Source organism: Actinokineospora sp. (assembly GCF_052390155.1).
Classification (GTDB): domain Bacteria; phylum Actinomycetota; class Actinomycetes; order Mycobacteriales; family Pseudonocardiaceae; genus Actinokineospora.
In genome coordinates, this window is sequence record NZ_JBQTHF010000030.1 from 139,101 (window position 1) to 154,574 (window position 15,474).

At 72.1% G+C, this 15,474-nt stretch carries 10 protein-coding genes; 2 read left to right on the plus strand and 8 right to left on the minus strand.

Going from position 1 to position 15,474, the window contains the following annotated elements; all coding sequences use genetic code 11:
- Nucleotides 1-7: 7 nt before the first annotated feature.
- From ACT4N7_RS12290 to ACT4N7_RS12315, 6 genes are all read right to left on the minus strand, one after another.
- Complete coding sequence (locus ACT4N7_RS12290) at nt 8-862, minus strand: FAD binding domain-containing protein (protein WP_444828796.1); 855 nt, start codon at nt 860-862, stop codon at nt 8-10.
- Nucleotides 859-3,294, minus strand: a complete 2,436-nt coding sequence (locus ACT4N7_RS12295) for a xanthine dehydrogenase family protein molybdopterin-binding subunit (RefSeq protein ID WP_444828797.1) — start codon at nt 3,292-3,294, stop codon at nt 859-861. The genes ACT4N7_RS12290 and ACT4N7_RS12295 overlap by 4 nt, the downstream gene beginning before the upstream one ends.
- Nucleotides 3,294-3,818, minus strand: coding sequence for a (2Fe-2S)-binding protein (locus tag ACT4N7_RS12300; protein WP_444828798.1), 525 nt, complete (start codon nt 3,816-3,818; stop codon nt 3,294-3,296). Before ACT4N7_RS12300 ends, ACT4N7_RS12295 begins: the two co-directional genes overlap by 1 nt.
- 203 nt (nt 3,819-4,021) lie before the next feature.
- A complete protein-coding gene (locus ACT4N7_RS12305; protein ID WP_444828799.1) occupies nt 4,022-5,134 on the minus strand; it encodes an XdhC family protein in 1,113 nt (370 codons plus the stop codon).
- Nucleotides 5,127-6,245 carry a vWA domain-containing protein gene (locus ACT4N7_RS12310; RefSeq protein WP_444828800.1) on the minus strand — a complete coding sequence of 373 codons (1,119 nt, stop codon included), beginning with the start codon at nt 6,243-6,245 and terminating at the stop codon, nt 5,127-5,129. The genes ACT4N7_RS12305 and ACT4N7_RS12310 overlap by 8 nt, the downstream gene beginning before the upstream one ends.
- A gap of 36 nt (nt 6,246-6,281) precedes the next feature.
- Nucleotides 6,282-6,581 carry a PadR family transcriptional regulator gene (locus ACT4N7_RS12315; protein ID WP_444828801.1) on the minus strand — a complete coding sequence of 100 codons (300 nt, stop codon included), beginning with the start codon at nt 6,579-6,581 and terminating at the stop codon, nt 6,282-6,284.
- 265 nt (nt 6,582-6,846) lie between these two features.
- On the opposite strand from ACT4N7_RS12315, the gene ACT4N7_RS12320 reads away from it, so the two are divergent.
- Together ACT4N7_RS12320 and ACT4N7_RS12325 are read left to right on the plus strand one after the other, a co-directional pair.
- Complete coding sequence (locus tag ACT4N7_RS12320; protein WP_444828944.1) at nt 6,847-10,722, plus strand: Pls/PosA family non-ribosomal peptide synthetase; 3,876 nt, start codon at nt 6,847-6,849, stop codon at nt 10,720-10,722.
- Between the two features lie 22 nt (nt 10,723-10,744).
- Nucleotides 10,745-12,085, plus strand: a complete 1,341-nt coding sequence (locus ACT4N7_RS12325; RefSeq protein ID WP_444828802.1) for a M1 family metallopeptidase — start codon at nt 10,745-10,747, stop codon at nt 12,083-12,085.
- A 29-nt stretch (nt 12,086-12,114) separates the two neighbouring features.
- On the opposite strand, the gene ACT4N7_RS12330 is transcribed toward ACT4N7_RS12325, so the two are convergent.
- Both ACT4N7_RS12330 and ACT4N7_RS12335 read right to left on the minus strand, forming a co-directional pair.
- On the minus strand, nt 12,115-13,983 hold the full coding sequence (locus tag ACT4N7_RS12330) for a helix-turn-helix domain-containing protein (RefSeq protein WP_444828803.1): 1,869 nt from the start codon (nt 13,981-13,983) through the stop codon (nt 12,115-12,117).
- A 93-nt stretch (nt 13,984-14,076) separates the two neighbouring features.
- Nucleotides 14,077-15,462, minus strand: a complete 1,386-nt coding sequence (locus ACT4N7_RS12335; RefSeq protein WP_444828804.1) for an MFS transporter — start codon at nt 15,460-15,462, stop codon at nt 14,077-14,079.
- Nucleotides 15,463-15,474: the final 12 nt, after the last annotated feature.

Sequence of the window (15,474 nt, forward strand, 5' to 3'; positions counted from 1 at the left end):
TGACCTCCTAGGCGCCGACGGCAGCGGACAGCGCGCGTGAGGTGAGCACGCGAGCCAAGTGCTGCCGGTAGGCGGCATCGGCGTTGCCGTCGCTGGACGGGCTGGTGCCCTCGGCGGCGTGTTCGGCGGCGGCCTTGATGCTCTCGGCCGTGGCCGGTTGGCCGACCAGGGCCTGCTCGACCGCGGTGGCCCGGACCGGCACCGACGACATGTTCGTCAGCCCCACCCGCGCCTCCGCGATCGAGCCGCCCTCGGCCCGCACCGTCGCCGCGACGGCGACGATCGACCACGCCTGCGCGACCCGGTTGAACTTCTCGTAATGCGCGCTCCACCCGGTGTGCTTGGGCACCCGCACCTCGACCAGCAGCTCGTCGGGGCGCAGCGCGGTGGTGAAGTAGTCGACGAAGAAGTCCGCCGCCGACACCGTGCGTCTGCCGTCCGGGCCGCACAGCACAAGCTCGGCGTCCAGCGCGAGCACGGGGGCGAGCAGGTCGCCCGCCGGGTCCGCGTGCGCGATCGACCCGCCGAAGGTGCCCCGGTGGCGAACCTGCGGGTCGGCCACCGTGTCGGTGGCGACCTGCAGCAGCCGGGCGTGCTCGTGCACCATGGCGTCGCGCTGGACGTCGTAGTGCGTGGTCATGGCGCCGATGACGATCGCGTCGCCGTCCTCGCGGACACCGCGCAACTCGGCCACCTTGCCGAGATCGATCAGCACGGTCGGCGCGGCCAGACGCATGCGCAGCACGGGGAGCAGACTCTGCCCGCCCGCGAGCACCTTGGCGTCCTCGCCCGCCTCGGCGAGTGCCCGCACCGCGTCGTCCACCGAAGTGGGGGCGACGTAGTCGAAAGCCGAGGGGATCACTGGGCACCTCCGGTCGCGTCGATCGAACCCAGACCGCCGCCGGCCTGCGCCCCTGTACCGCCCGCGTCCGTCGGGCCGCCGTTGATCGCCGTCCACACCCGCATCGGGGTGCACGGCATCTCGATGTCGTTCACGCCGAACTGGCGCACGGCGTCCACCACCGCGTTGACCACGGCCGGGGTGGACGCGATCGTGCCCGCCTCGCCGACACCCTTGACGCCCAACTGGTTCGTGGTCGACGGGGTCTCGGTGCGGCCGGTGATGAAGTGCGGCAGGTCCATCGCCGACGGCACCAGGTAGTCGGCCAGCGTGCCGGTGGTGAGGGTGCCGCTCTCGTCGTACACAGCCTCCTCGTAGAGCGCCTGCGCGAGACCCTGCGCGAGTCCGCCGTGCACCTGACCCTCGACGATGACCGGGTTGACCACCGTGCCGATGTCGTCGACGCAGACGTACTTGCGGATCTTGACGAACCCGGTCTCGGTGTCCACGTCGACCGCGCACAGGTGCGTGCCGTGCGGGAACGAGAAGTTCTCCGGGTCGTAGGTGGCCTCGGAGTCGAGCGAGGGCTCCACGCCGTCGGGCAGGTCGTGCGCGGCGAACACCGCGAGGGCGATGTCGGTGATGCCGGTGGCCTTCTCGGTGCCCTTGACGGTGAACTTCCCGCCCGCGAACTCCAGGTCGTCTTCGGCGCACTCCATCATGTGCGCCGCGATCCGGCGGGCCTTCTCGATCACCTTGTCGCCCGCCTTGAGCACCGCCATGGCGCCGACGGTCAGCGACCGCGAGCCATAGGTGTCCAGGCCCTTTGGCGAGGTCTGGGTGTCGCCGTGCAGGACCTCGATGTCCTCGAACGGCACGCCGAGCTGGTCGGCGACGATCTGGCTCCACGCCGTCTCGTGGCCCTGGCCGTGCGCCGACGATCCCGTGACGACCTCGACCTTGCCGCTGGGCAGCATCCTGATCGCCGCGTGCTCCCAGCCGCCCGCGCCGTAGGCGAGGGAGCCGAGCACCCGCGAGGGCGCGAGGCCGCACATCTCGGTGAAGGTGGAGATGCCGATGCCGAGCTGCATGGTGTCGCCGCTCTCGCGACGCTGCTTCTGCTCGGCGCGCAGGCCGTCGTAGTCGAAGAGTTCCTTCGCCTTGGCGGTGGCCGCCTCGTAGTTGCCCGAGTCGTACTGCAGCCCGCACACCGAGGTGAACGGGAACTCCTCGTGCTTGATCCAGTTCTTCTCGCGGATCTCCAGCGGGTCCACGCCCAGCTCGACGGCCAGCTCGTCCATCAGCCGCTCGATCGCGAACGTCGCCTCCGGCCTCCCGGCGCCGCGATAGGCGTCGGTGGGCGTCTTGTTGGTGAAGACGTTGGTGCACGCGAAGTGGTAGGCCGGGAACTTGTAGATGGCGTTGAACATGAACGCGCCCAGGATCGGCACGCCCGGGGTGACCAGGCGCAGGTACGCGCCCATGTCGGCGAGCAGCTCGACCTTGAGGCCGGTGACCGTGCCGTCGCTCTTGGCCGCCAGGGTGAGCTTCTGGATCTGGTCGCGGCCGTGGTGGGCCGACACCAGCGACTCCGAGCGGGACTCGGTCCACTTGACCGGCTTGCCCAGGCGTTTGGCGACGACCAGGGTGACCACTTCCTCCGGGGTCACCTGGAGCTTGCCGCCGAACCCGCCGCCGACGTCCGGGGCGATCACCCGGATCTTGTGCTCGGGCACGCCCGTGGTGAGGGCGAGCATGAGCCGCAGGATGTGCGGCACCTGGGTGGCCGACCACATGGTGATCTGCTCACCCGTGGGGTCGACCAGCACCGAGCGGGGCTCCATGAACGCCGGGATCAGCCGCTGCTGGCGGTAGGTGCGCTCGATGAGCACCTCGGCGCCCGCGATGGCCTCCTCGACGTCGCCACCGGTTCCGGCGGCGGCCGAGTCGAAGACCCACAGCGCCGACTTGTTGGTGCCGAGGTCGGCGTGCACGAGATCGGCGTCGTCGGCGACCGCCGCCGCCATGTCGAGCACGACCGGGAGATCCTCGTAGTCGATCTCGATGGCCTCCAGCGCGTCGCGCGCCTCGTACTTCGTCCGCGCGACGACCACCGCGACGGCCTCACCGGCGAAGTTGACCGTGTCCACGGCCAGCGAGGGCGCCGGGGGCGCCTTCATGTCCGGGGTGATCGGCCACGCGCACGGCAGGCTGCCCTGCTCGGCGGCGATGTCCGCGCCCGTGAGCACCGCGATGACGCCGGGCTTGTTCTTGGCCTCGGTCGTGTCGATGCTGACGATTCGGGCGTGCGCGGACGGGCTGCGCAGGAACTCGATGTGCAGCAGGCCGGGCAGGGTGAGGTTGTCGGTCCAGCGGGTGCGGCCGGTGATGAGGCGCGCGTCCTCCTTGCGGAGCCGCGCTTTGCCGACCTCGGGCTCGACGGTGGCGGTCATCATTCACCCCCGGTGGCGTGGCTCGGGGTGCGCGAGACCTGTTCGGCCTCGGGACCGGCGCCGGGGCTCATCTTCTGTGCGGCGTCCCGCACCGCTTTGACGATGTTCTGGTAGCCGGTGCACCGGCACAGGTTGCCTTCGAGGCCGTGTCGCACCTGCTGCTCGTCCGGGTCGGGGTTGTCGCCGAGCAGATCGATCGACTGCATGATCATCCCAGGCGTGCAGAACCCGCACTGCAGCGCGTGGTTGTCGTGGAACGCCTGCTGCACCGGGTGCAGTTTGCCGTCTCGTGCCAGTCCCTCGATGGTCGTGATCTCACTGCCATCGGCCTGCACCGCCAGCACCGAACAGGATTTGACGCTCTGGCCGTTGAGGTGCACGGTGCAGGCGCCGCAGTTACTCGTGTCGCAGCCGACGACGGTGCCGACTTTGCCCACCTGTTCGCGCAAGTAATGGACCAGGAGTTGGCGGGGTTCGACTTCGTCGGTGTAATTCGTTCCGTCGACAGTGACGGTGATGCGCATCGTGCCTCCAAGCTAAATCGCCCGCCTGAGGCGGGCTGGCGGCGAACGGTTCACGTACAAGTCCGGGGGCGCAGGTGATCGGACTCACACGAGAGCCTGCCCCCGTTGGGACCATCCGACAACCCCAACCGGGGCGCAGGTGAACATCGTCCGCAGATGCGCTGCACGTGGCCTGAATCGGCCGTGGATGCGGCGTGCGAACGTCAGCCGTGAATGCGCCCGGACAGCGCGGTGAGCCGCTGGCCGTGCCCGCCCCAGCGCAGCGAGATGATCTCCGCGGCGATCGACACGGCGGTCTCCTCCGGGGTGCGCGCACCAAGGTCCAGACCAATCGGCGAGGCCAGCCCGCACAGCTCGTCCTCGGTCAGACCGGCCTCGCGCAGCCGGGCCATCCGGTCGTCGTGGGTGCGCCGGGAGCCCATCGCGCCGACGTAGCCGAGCTTGCTGCGCAGCGCGACCTCCAGCACCGGCACGTCGAACTTCGGGTCGTGGGTGAGCACGGTGACAACCGTGCGCTCGTCGACCCGGCCCGCGGCCAGCTCGGCGGTCAGGTACCGGTGCGGCCAGTCGACCACCACCTCGTGCGCGCCGGGGAACCGGCTTGTGGTGGCGAAGACAGGCCGCGCGTCGCAGACGGTGACCCGGTAGCCGAGGTAGGACCCCATGCGGGCCATGGCGGCGGCGAAGTCGATCGCGCCGAAGACCAGCATTCGCGGCGGCGGCTCGAAGGAGCTGACGAACACCGACATGCCCTCGCCGCGGCGCTCGCCGTCGGTGCCGTAGCCGACGGTGCCGCTGCGGCCGCCCGCGAGCAGGCCGCGCGCGTCGTCCACGATGGCGGCGTCGATGCGGGCCGACCCGGTGCCGCCCGCGGTGCGGTCCGGCCACACGACCAGGCGCTTGCCCAGCCGCTCCGGGTCGGGGTGCGCGACGATCGTGACGAGCGCGACGGGGACCTCGGCGCGCACCGACTCGGCCAGCTCGGCGAGCGCGGGAAAGCTCTCGCGGTCGAGCCGCTCTACGAAGATGTCGATGATGCCACCGCAGGTCAGGCCCACGGCGAAAGCGTCGTCGTCGCTGACGCCGTAGCGCTGCAGGACGGGCTTGTCGGTGTCGAGCACCTCGCGGCCCAGCTCGTAGACCGCGCCCTCGACGCAGCCCCCGGACACGCTGCCCGTCACCGTGCCGTCGACCGAGACCAGCATCGAGGCGCCCGCCGCGCGCGGCGCGGAGGAGAAGGTGGCGACCACGGTGCCGATGGCGACCGACTCGCCGGCGTCGTAGCGACGCATCACCTCGTCGAGCACGTCACGCACGGCGTACCTCCTGCAGCAGTCGTTCGAGTGTGGCCACGCTGTGGCCCGCCAGCAGGCGGTGCACGTGCGGCAGCGCCGCGGCGATTCCCGACTGTACGGGCTGGTAGGCGGCGCCTCCAGCGTGCGGGTTGACCCAGTAGACGCGGTGGGCCAGCCGGTTGAGCCGGGCCATCTGCTCGGCCAGCAGGCTCGGGTCGCCCCGCTCCCAGCCGTCGGAGAACAGCACCACGACGGCCTGGCGAGCAACGCCGCGCTGGCCCCAGCGGTCGAGGAACGCGCGCAGCGTCTCGCCGAGCCGGGTGCCGCCCGCGAAATCGGGCACCGCGCGGGCGGCGGCGGTGAGGGCGAGTTCCGGGTCGCGCTGGCGGAGTTGGCGGGTGAGCCGGGTCAGCCGGGTGCCGAGAGTGAAGACCTCGGTGCTCATAGGGGCCCGCCGGGCCATCGCGTGGCCGAAGCGGAGCAGCGCGTCGGCGTAGGGGTGCATCGAGCCGGAGACGTCGACCAGCAGCACCACGCGGCGGGGCCTGCTGCGCTTGCGCTTGCGGGCGAGTCGGATGGGCTCGCCGCCGGACGCGCGCATGATCTTCACGGTGCCGTGCGCGTCGATCGGGCCGCGGCGGTGCGGGCGCCAGCGCAGCGCGGGGCGCTGCGGCGGGTCGGGGCGGAGCAGGGCGATCATCTCGCGCAGGTGGGCGCGCTCGGCGGCGCTGAGCCCGGAGATATCGCGGTGGCGCAGCAGTTCGGTGTCGCTGGCCGTGCGGTCGACGTGGGGAACCTCGCTGTCGGACTCGCCGCCCAGCTCCGGCGCGAGCGACAGCGCGGCCACCCCGCCGCGCCGCGGCCGGTGGTCCTTGCCGGGGCGCGGGGTGTACAGCGCGTCACCGATGAACCACGCCTGGAAGGCGTTGTCGTAGCGCGGGAGGTCGTCGGGCTCCGAGCACAGGGTGAGCCTGCCCGCCCAGTAGAGCTGGGTGGTCTCGGCCGGATCGAGGTCGGCCACGGCCGCGAGGTATGCCTGCACCCGGTCCGGCCCGCACGCGACGCCTGCCTCCCGCAGGGCCACGGCGAATCCCACCAGGCCGGGCAGCGGGTCGACAAACGGCACACTCACCCGACCATTGTCACCCGATCCGGTGGCGGACGCTGCTCAGCCGACCTCGGCGGCCAGTTCGGCGAGCACCGCGCGGCAGTCGGCCAGCACGCGCTTGCCGCGCTTGGTGGCGCGGTAGCGGCGGACCCGCCTGCCGTCGACCACCTCGGTGCGCGACTTGAGCAGGTTCGCCTCTTGCAGCCGGTGCAGCAGCGGGTAGAGCGTGCCGGGTGAGACGCGGTACCCGCGCGCGCCCAGTTCCGTGCTCAGCCAGGCGCCGTGCACCTCGTCGGCGGCGGCGTACCGGAGCACGCGCAGCCGCAGCGCGCCGTTCCTGAAGTCCCGGACCACATCCATTCCACCACGATATCGGATACCGATATCGTGTTTCGAGTTGGCATGGATCTACTTGTATAGCAGGGTTTCGCGTGCTGAAATCGGTGTACGATATTTGTGGACGACATCGGATTCGTTGACCTGCCGGTAACCCGAACGTGTGAATCCCGACACGCGGCACGTCCACAGCGCGACAATGCACGTGACCGCCGGTAATGTTCGCTGGTCAGCGCCATCAGCCAGGCGTCCCAGTACCGCCGAAAAGGTGAGAAATGCGTCCGTCCAGATGACGCTCGTCGATCAGCCGCTGCCCCTGCTCGCCGCCCCGGATCTCCTTGCCGACGCCGCTGAGCGCGGACTCGCGGTGTTCCGCGCGGGACCCGAGAGCGTCCCCCGCACCCTGCTCGACATCCTCACCGCCGCCGCCGCGCGCCACCCCGACGCGCACGCGATCGATGCAGGCACCACGCCGCTCACCTACCAGGCACTGCTGGCCGAGGTCGACGCCCTGCGGCGCACCCTCGCCGAGACCGGGATCGGCCGCGGCGACCGGGTCGGCATCCGGGTGCCGTCGGGCACCGCCGACCTGTACCTGTCGATCCTGGCCGTCCTCGCCGCGGGCGCGGCCTACGTGCCGGTCGACTTCGAGGACCCGGACGAGCGCGCCGACCTGGTGTTCGGCGAGGCGGACGTGTGCGCCGTGCTGGGCGCCGAGCGCGCGCTGACCATGCGCGGCACGCCGCTCGGCCTGACCGGCACCCCCACGCCCGACGACGACGCGTGGATCATCTTCACCTCTGGTTCCACCGGTAAGCCCAAGGGCGTCGCGGTGAGCCACCGGTCGGCGGCGGCGTTCGTCGACGCCGAGGCCGACCTGTTCCTGCCTGAGGACCACCTGGGCCCCGACGACCGGGTGCTGGCCGGGTTGTCGGTCGCGTTCGACGCCTCGTGCGAGGAGATGTGGCTGGCCTGGCGACACGGCGCGTGCCTGGTGCCCGCGCCGCGCTCGCTCGTGCGCACGGGCGTCGACCTGGGTCCCTGGCTGGTCGAGCGCGAGATCACCGTGGTCTCCACCGTGCCGACGCTGGCCGCGCTGTGGCCCGCGGAGGCGCTCGACGACGTCCGGCTGCTGATCTTCGGCGGCGAGGCGTGCCCGCCCGAGCTGGCCGAGCGGCTGGCCGTGCCGGGCCGCGAGGTGTGGAACACCTACGGCCCCACCGAGGCCACGGTGGTCGCGTGCGCCGCCCGGCTGACCGGCGAGGACCCGGTGCGCATCGGCCTCCCGCTCGACGGCTGGGAGCTGGCCGTGGTCGACCAGGCGGGCGCGCTGGTGCCCATGGGCGGCACCGGCGAACTGGTCATCGGCGGCGCCGGTCTGGCCCGCTACCTCGACCCCGGCAAGGACGCCGAGAAGTACGCCCCGCTGCCCGCGCTGGCCTGGTCGCGCGCGTACCGCAGCGGCGACGTGGTCAAGGCCGAGCCCGCGGGCCTGCTGTTCCTCGGCCGCGCCGACGAGCAGATCAAGCTCGGCGGGCGCCGGATCGAGCTGGGCGAGGTCGACGCCGCGCTCCAGGCTCTCCCCGACGTGGCGGGCGCCGCCGCGGCCGTGCGCGCGACCAAGGCGGGCAATCAGCTCCTGGTCGGCTATGTGGTCGCCGGTGAGGGGTTCGACGCCGCCGCCGCGGTCGAGCGGCTGCGGGCCGCGCTGCCCGCCGCGCTGGTGCCGGTGATCGCGGTGGTCGACACGCTGCCGACGCGGACGTCCGGCAAGGTCGACCGCGCCGCCCTGCCGTGGCCGCTGCCCGCGCTGGACACCGCCGCCCCGCTCACCGCCACCCAGACATGGCTGTCCGGGCTGTGGACAGACCTGCTCGGCGTCGGCTTCACCAGCCCGGACGCCGACTTCTTCGCCCACGGCGGCGGCAGTCTGTCGGCCGCGCAGCTCGTGTCCCGGATTCGGGAGACCTACCCCGGCATCGCCGTCCGCGACGTCTACCAGCACTCGACGCTGGGCGGGCTGGCCGCGCTGATCGACGCGTGCGCCACGAGCGTGCAGAGCGACCGGGTGATCACCCCGACGCCGCGCCGCGCGCAGGTCGCGCAGGTACTGCTGACCATCCCGATGCTCACCGTGGTGGGCGCCCGCTGGGCGGTCACGCTGGCCGCGGTCAACAACGTGCTCGGCCTGCCGTGGGCGCCGACGGTGTCCTGGTGGCTGGTGCTGGCGGGCTGGCTGGTGTTCCTCAGCCCGGCGGGCCGCATGGCCATCGCGGCGGGCACGGCGCGGGTGCTGCTGCGCGGTGTCCGGCCGGGCAGCTACCCGCGCGGCGGCAGTGTCCACCTGCGACTGTGGGCGGCCGAGCGGATGGTCGAGCTGACCGGGGCGACGAACCTCGCGGGCGCGCCCTGGCTGACGCACTACGCGCGGGCACTCGGCGCGCGCATCGGCTCGGACGTCGACCTGCACTCGCTGCCGCCGGTCACCGGCCTGCTCAAGCTCGGCAAGGGCGCGGCGGTGGAGCCCGAGGTGGATCTGTCCGGCCACTGGCTCGACGGCGACGTGCTGCACATCGGCCGCATCAGGATCGGCGCGGGCGCCACGGTCGGCGCGCGCAGCACCCTGTTCCCCGGTGCACGCGTCGGCAAGCGGGCCGAGGTAGCGCCGGGATCCGGCGTGGGTGGCGCGGTTCCCGCCGGTCAGCTCTGGTCCGGGTCGCCCGCTAGCCGCGCGGGCAAGGCGAGCCACCAGCACGCGCGGCCGCCGCGGCGCAGGCGCTGGGTCTTCGCGTACGCGGTCATGTCGGTCGCGCTGAGCCTGGTCCCGGTCGCCGCCGCGGTGCCCGCGCTGCTGGTGCTCGGCGCGGCCCTCGACGGCTCGCCGACGCTCGGCGCGGCGCTCGGCCCCGCGCTGCTCGCGGTGCCCGCGGCGACGGCGGTCTGGCTGGTCGCCTACGCCGTCGCGGTGCTGGTCGGCGTGCGGGCACTGAGCATCGGCCTGCGCGCGGGCAAACACCCGGTGCACAGCCGCATTGCCTGGCAGGCGTGGGCCACCGAGCGGCTGATGGGGCTCGCGCGGGTCGGGCTGTATCCGTTGTACGCCAGCCTGTTCACCCCGGTCTGGCTGCGGGCGCTCGGCATGCGGGTCGGCCGCCGCGTGGAGGCGTCGACCGTGCTGGCGCTGCCGAGCATGACCACGATCGCCGACGGCGCGTTCCTCGCCGACGACACCCTGATCGCCTCCTACGAGCTGGGCGGCGGCTGGATGCGGATCGCGGAGGCGCGGATCGGCAAGCGCGCGTTCCTCGGCAACTCGGGGATGACGGCGCCGGGCCGCAAGGTGCCCAACCGGGGCCTGGTCGGCGTGCTGTCCTCGACGCCGAAGAAGGCCAAGGCGGGCTCGTCCTACCTGGGCATGCCGCCGATGAGGCTGCCGCGCACCCCCGAGTCCGGCGACGAGAGCACCACCTTCGACCCGCCCCGGCGGCTGATGGTGGCGCGGGCGCTGGTGGAGCTGTGCCGGATCGTGCCGGTGATGGCGTCGGTGGCGCTGGCGGTGTTGGTCGCGGCCGGGTTCGAACTGGTGGCCGCGCGCCTCGGCTTCGGCGTGGCGCTGCTGCTCGGCGGCGTGCTGCTGCTCGGCGCGGGGTTGGCCGCGTGCGCGGTGGCGGCGTTGGCGAAATGGTTGCTGGTAGGCCGGTTCGCCGCGATCGACCGTCCACTGTGGAGCTCGTTCGTCTGGCGTAACGAGCTGGCGGACACGTTCGTGGAGATGCTCGCGGTGCCATGGTTCGCGGCGTCGGCGCACGGTACGCCGCTGCTGGCGGTGTGGCTGCGCGGCCTCGGCGCGAAGATCGGCCGGGGCGCGTGGGTGGAGACGTACTGGCTGCCGGAGTACGACCTGGTGCGCGTCGGCGCGGGCGCCACGGTGAACCGCGGCTGCGTGCTGCAGACCCACCTGTTCCACGACCGGATCATGAGCATGGACACGGTCACCGTCGGCGCGGGCGCCACGCTCGGCCCGCACGGCATCGTGCTGCCCGGCGCGGCCATCGGCGAGCGGACCACCGTCGGCCCCGCGTCGCTGGTGATGCGCGGCGAGTCGGTGCCCGAGGGCAGCCGGTGGCTGGGCAACCCGATCGCGGTGTGGTCTGCCGCTGTCTGACCCGTCCTGTTTGAATGGGGCCATGAGCGCCAAGGCTGATCCGGCTCGCGCCGGTCAGCCCGGCGCCGTCACGTCCGCCGACGCCTACCTGCCGCAGCACGGAAACGGCGGCTATCGCGTCACGCACTACGACCTCGTGCTGGACTACCGAGTCGGCCCCGGCAGGCTCGACGGCCGGGCCAGGCTGACGGCCGTCGCCACGCAGACGCTGTCCCGGTTCAGCCTGGACTTCGGCGGGCTGCGGGTGAGCCGCGTCACGGTGAACGGCAAGCCCGCGCGCTACTCCCAGCGCGGCGCGAAGCTGCACGTGGTCCCCGCGCGGGCGCTCGCGGCGGACGCGGAGTTCACCGTCGAGGTGCGCTACGGCGGGTCGCCCGCGCCGATCCCGAGCCACTGGGGCGAACTGGGCTGGGACTACCTCGACGACGGCGTCATCGTGGCGAGCCAACCGATCGGCTCGCCGTCGTGGTTCCCGTGCAACGACCACCCCGGTGACAAGGCGGCGTACCGGATCGAGGTGACGGTCGCGTCGGTCTACCAGGTGGTGGCGAACGGGGTGCTGGAGTCGCGGCGGACGGCCGCGAGCACCACGACGTGGGTGTACCGGCTCCCGCAGCCGACGTCGTCGTACCTGATCAGTGTCCAAATAGGACGGTACGTGCTGACCGAGTCCGCCGTGGGCAGGGTGTCGATGGACGCCGCCGTACCCGCGCGGCTGATGGTGCCGTTCCAGCACGACTTCGGGCGCCAGCCGAAGATGCTGGCGGCGTTCGAGAACCTGTTCGGCTCCTACCCGTTCGACCGCTATGGCGTAGTCGTGGTGGACGCGGACCTGGACGCCCCGGTCGAGGCACAGGCCCTGTCGATCTTCGGCGCGAACCACGTCGACGGTCGGCGGGGAGCGGAGAACCTGGTGGCGCACGAGTTGGCGCACCAGTGGTTCGGCAACAGCCTGACCGTGGCCGAGTGGCGGCACATCTGGCTCAACGAGGGCTTCGCGACCTACGCGGAATGGCTCTGGTCCGAGGTCTCCGGCGGCGATTCCGCCGACACCCACGCCCGCCGGGCGTGGCGCGACCTGGCCGCGCTCCCGCGGGACTTGCGCCTGGCCGACCCTGGCGTCCGCCAGTTGTTCGACGACCGGGTGTACCTGCGCGGCGCGGCGACCCTGCACGCGCTGCGGATTCGCTTGGGGGACAACGCCTTCTTCGCGCTGCTGGTCGAGTGGACCGCGACCCACCGGCACGCGACCGTGACGACGGAGGGTTTCACGTCGATGGCGCAGCGGCACACCCCCTGGCCGCTCACCGAGCTGTTCGCGAGCTGGCTCTTCGACGCCGCCCTGCCCACCCTGCCAAGCTAAGCCTTGCGGGACAACCAGGACGCGCGGTGTCAAGGGGACAGTCGGTACAGCCGCAACGCCAGTTGGATCTCCAGGGTTCGCTCGGGCGTCTGCCAGTCCTCCCCCAGCAGGGAGCCGATCCGCTCCAGCCGCTGGACGACGGTGTTCACGTGGACGTGCAGCACGTCCTTGGCCCGCGTCAGGTTCGCCCCGCAGATGAAGTACGCCTCCAGCGTGCGCAGCAGCTCGGTACCCCGCCGGTCGTCGTAGTCGAGGACGGGGCCGAGGGTGGTGTGCACGAAGCCCTCGATGTCGGCGCGGTCGCCCAGCAGCAGCCCGACGAAACCCAGGTCGGCCATCGAGCCGCCCTGGCCCGCGCGGCCAAGGGCCAGCAGCGACCGCACGCAGCGGGCCGCCTCGGCGTGCGCGTCGACCAGGGCGCCGACGCCCGCGACCGGGCCCGCGGCGCCGACGGTGACCTCCACGTCCAAAGTGGACCCCAGCTCGGCGGCGATCCGGCAGGCGAGCTTGCCGGGGTCGCCCTCGCGCGCCAGCAGGACCACCTGCTCGGCGTGCACCCCCACCAGCGCGCCGTACCTGGCCGCGGCCAGCGCGAGGCGCCTGCGGGGGACGTGGTCGGCGGTGGCCACCAGCACGGCGTGCGGCTCGGCCAGATCGACCCCGAGGCGGTGGCCGCGGGCGATCAGTGCCGCGGGGTTGCGCTCCGGCGCGGTCAGCAGGTCGGTCAGCAGTTCGCCGCGCACCTCGTCCTCGGCCTGGGCGACCGAGCGGCGCAGCATGAGCAGCAGCGCGGTGACCACGCCCGCGCGCTCGAACAGCCGCCGGTCCGCGTCGCCGAGGGTGGGCCGGCCGGTGAGCAGGAGGCTGCCCAGAAGTTCTTGTCCCGCTTGCACAGCGCACACCCAGATATCCTGTGTGGACACCGCGCGGCCGGACGACCGGGACGCCGCGACCGCCGTCTCCGGCGGCCGGACCGTACCCGCGCCGACCCTGGCCAACTCGATGCCCTTGGTGTCGTACATGGTGATGCCGCCGCGTAGCACCTCGGCCACCGCCGCGGCCACATCGGGCACATCGCCGCCGCGCAGCACCAAGTCCATCAGCTTGTCGTGCGCCGCCTCGGCGCGGTGCAGGGCCTCGTTGTGCGCGCTGATCGTCTCGCTCGCCTTGTTGAGGTCGGACAGCGCGAGGCGGGTCTCGTCGAGCAGGTGGGCGTTGTCGATGGCGATCGCGGCGTGGTCGGCCAGCGACGACAGCAGCGCGACCTCCTCGGCGGCGAAGTCGCGGGGGGTGCGGTCGGCGGCGTAGAGCACACCGATGACCTTGCTGCCGATCGCCAGCGGCACCCCGAGGATCGCGGCCAGGCCCTCGTCGCGCACCGAGGAGTCGATCGGGTGGGTGTGGTGGAACCGCTCGTCGGCGAAGTAGTCGCGGCTGGCGTACGGGCGGGCGGTCTGCGCCACCAGACCGCCGAGCCCCTCGCCCATCCCCAGGTTGACCTGCTGGAACAGCGCCGACACCGACCCGTCGGTGACCCGCATGTAGGTCTTGCCCGCGTGCTCGTCGTTCAGCGTCAGGTAGGAGACGTCGACGCCGAGCAGCATCCGCGCCCGGTGCACGATCGAGCGGAGCACGGCATCGGTGTCGCGCAGCCCGGCGAGGTCGCTGGCGGTGTCGAACAGCGCGGTCAGCTCGGCTTCCCGCCGCCGGTGCTCGGCCAGGGTGTGCCGAATGCGCAGCGCGTCCTTGGTCGCCTGCTCCAGCAGCGCGAGGTCGGCGCCGTCGAGCCCGGCGGCCCCCGCGGCCACCGCGACCTGGGCCAACTGCTCTGCGTTGGCGCCGCGGGCGAGCAGATCGAACAGCTTGCGCACGGCGTCGTGTGCGTTCACGGGGGTCATAGTCGCACCGCACGCTGTCCTGTGCACTGAAAAGTGGGCGCCCCGGGACCGCCCGGTGTGGTGGCCAGGCGGGCCCGGGGCAAGTCGGTCAGGTCAGCGCACCGCTTCGGTGGACGCGGCGTCCGCCGAGGGGCGCGCGGCCGGGATGTCGGCCTCCTCAAGCCGGTCACCGAGCGACTCGCCCTTGGTCTCACGGGCCGACAGGACCGCGACCACGGTGATCGCGCACATCGCGACCACGTAGAGCGAGACCGGCACCGTGCTGTCGTAGGCCTTGAACAGCGCCACCGCGATCAGCGGCGCCACGGCGCCCGCCGCGATCGAGGACAGTTGGCTGCCCACCGACAGACCGGTGTAGCGGACCCGGGTGTTGTACTGCTCGGAGAAGAACGCCGCCTGCGGGCCGTACATCGCCCCGTGCAGCACCAGGCCGACCGTCGTCGCGAGGATGATCACGCCGCTGGACTTGGTGTCCAGCATCGCGAAGAACGCGAAGCTCCACACCGCCATGCCGACCGCGCCGAACAGGTAGACCGGCCGACGGCCGATCCGGTCGGAAAGCGAGCCCCACAGCGGCAGCGAGATGAAGTGCACCGCCGAGCCGACCAGCACCGCGTTCAGCCCGACGCCCTTGGCCAGCCCGAGGCCGGTGGTGACGTAGACCAGGATGAACGCGGTGATCACGTAGTAGGACACGTTCTCGGCCATGCGCGCGCCGATCGTGATCAGCACCTGGCGCCAGCTGTCGCGGAACACCTCGACCACCGGCACGTGCTGCTTCTCCTCCGCGCGCTCCGCCGCCTTCTGCTGCGCGGCAAGGAAAACCGGCGACTCGGTGACGGTGAGCCGGATCCACAGGCCGATGACGACCAGCACGCCGGAGATCAGGAACGGGATGCGCCAGCCGTAGGACAGGAACGCCTCGTCGGTCTGCACCGCGGCCAGGATCGCCAGCACGGCCGTGGCCAGCAGGTTGCCGCCGGGCGCGCCGCACTGCGGCCACGACGCCCAGAACCCGCGCCGCTTGTCGTCGCCGTGCTCGGAGACGATCAACACCGCGCCGCCCCACTCGCCGCCCAGCGCGAAGCCCTGGACCAGGCGCAACAGCGTCAGCAGGATCGGCGCCGCCACGCCGATCGCGGCGTAGGTGGGCAACAGACCCATCGCGAACGTCGCGCCACCCATCAGCAGCAGGCTCAGCACCAGCAGCTTCTTGCGGCCGACCTTGTCGCCGAAGTGGCCGAACACCAGCCCGCCGATCGGGCGGGCGAGGAAACCGATGGCGTAGGTCAGGAACGCCAACAGGGTGCCGGTCAGCGGGTCGGCGGTCGGGAAGAACAGCTTGTTGAACACCAGCGCGGCGGCCGCGGTGTAGAGGAAAAAGTCGTACCACTCGATCGTCGTGCCGATCAGGCTCGCCCCGACGATCCGCACGAACGACTTGGGCTTCGTTGCCGTGTTGGCTGACAAGGTTGTCACCGCATTTCCGTT

Excerpts from the sequence above, each read along its gene's own strand:
- ACT4N7_RS12300 (WP_444828798.1), bottom strand. The coding sequence starts at position 3,818 with ATGCGCATCACCGTCACTGTCGACGGAACGAATTACACCGACGAAGTC.
- ACT4N7_RS12325 (WP_444828802.1), top strand. The coding sequence starts at position 10,745 with ATGAGCGCCAAGGCTGATCCGGCTCGCGCCGGTCAGCCCGGCGCCGTC.
- ACT4N7_RS12315 (WP_444828801.1), bottom strand. The coding sequence starts at position 6,581 with ATGGATGTGGTCCGGGACTTCAGGAACGGCGCGCTGCGGCTGCGCGTG.
- ACT4N7_RS12320 (WP_444828944.1), top strand. The coding sequence starts at position 6,847 with ATGACGCTCGTCGATCAGCCGCTGCCCCTGCTCGCCGCCCCGGATCTC.
- ACT4N7_RS12330 (WP_444828803.1), bottom strand. The coding sequence starts at position 13,983 with ATGACCCCCGTGAACGCACACGACGCCGTGCGCAAGCTGTTCGATCTG.
- ACT4N7_RS12295 (WP_444828797.1), bottom strand. The coding sequence starts at position 3,294 with ATGACCGCCACCGTCGAGCCCGAGGTCGGCAAAGCGCGGCTCCGCAAG.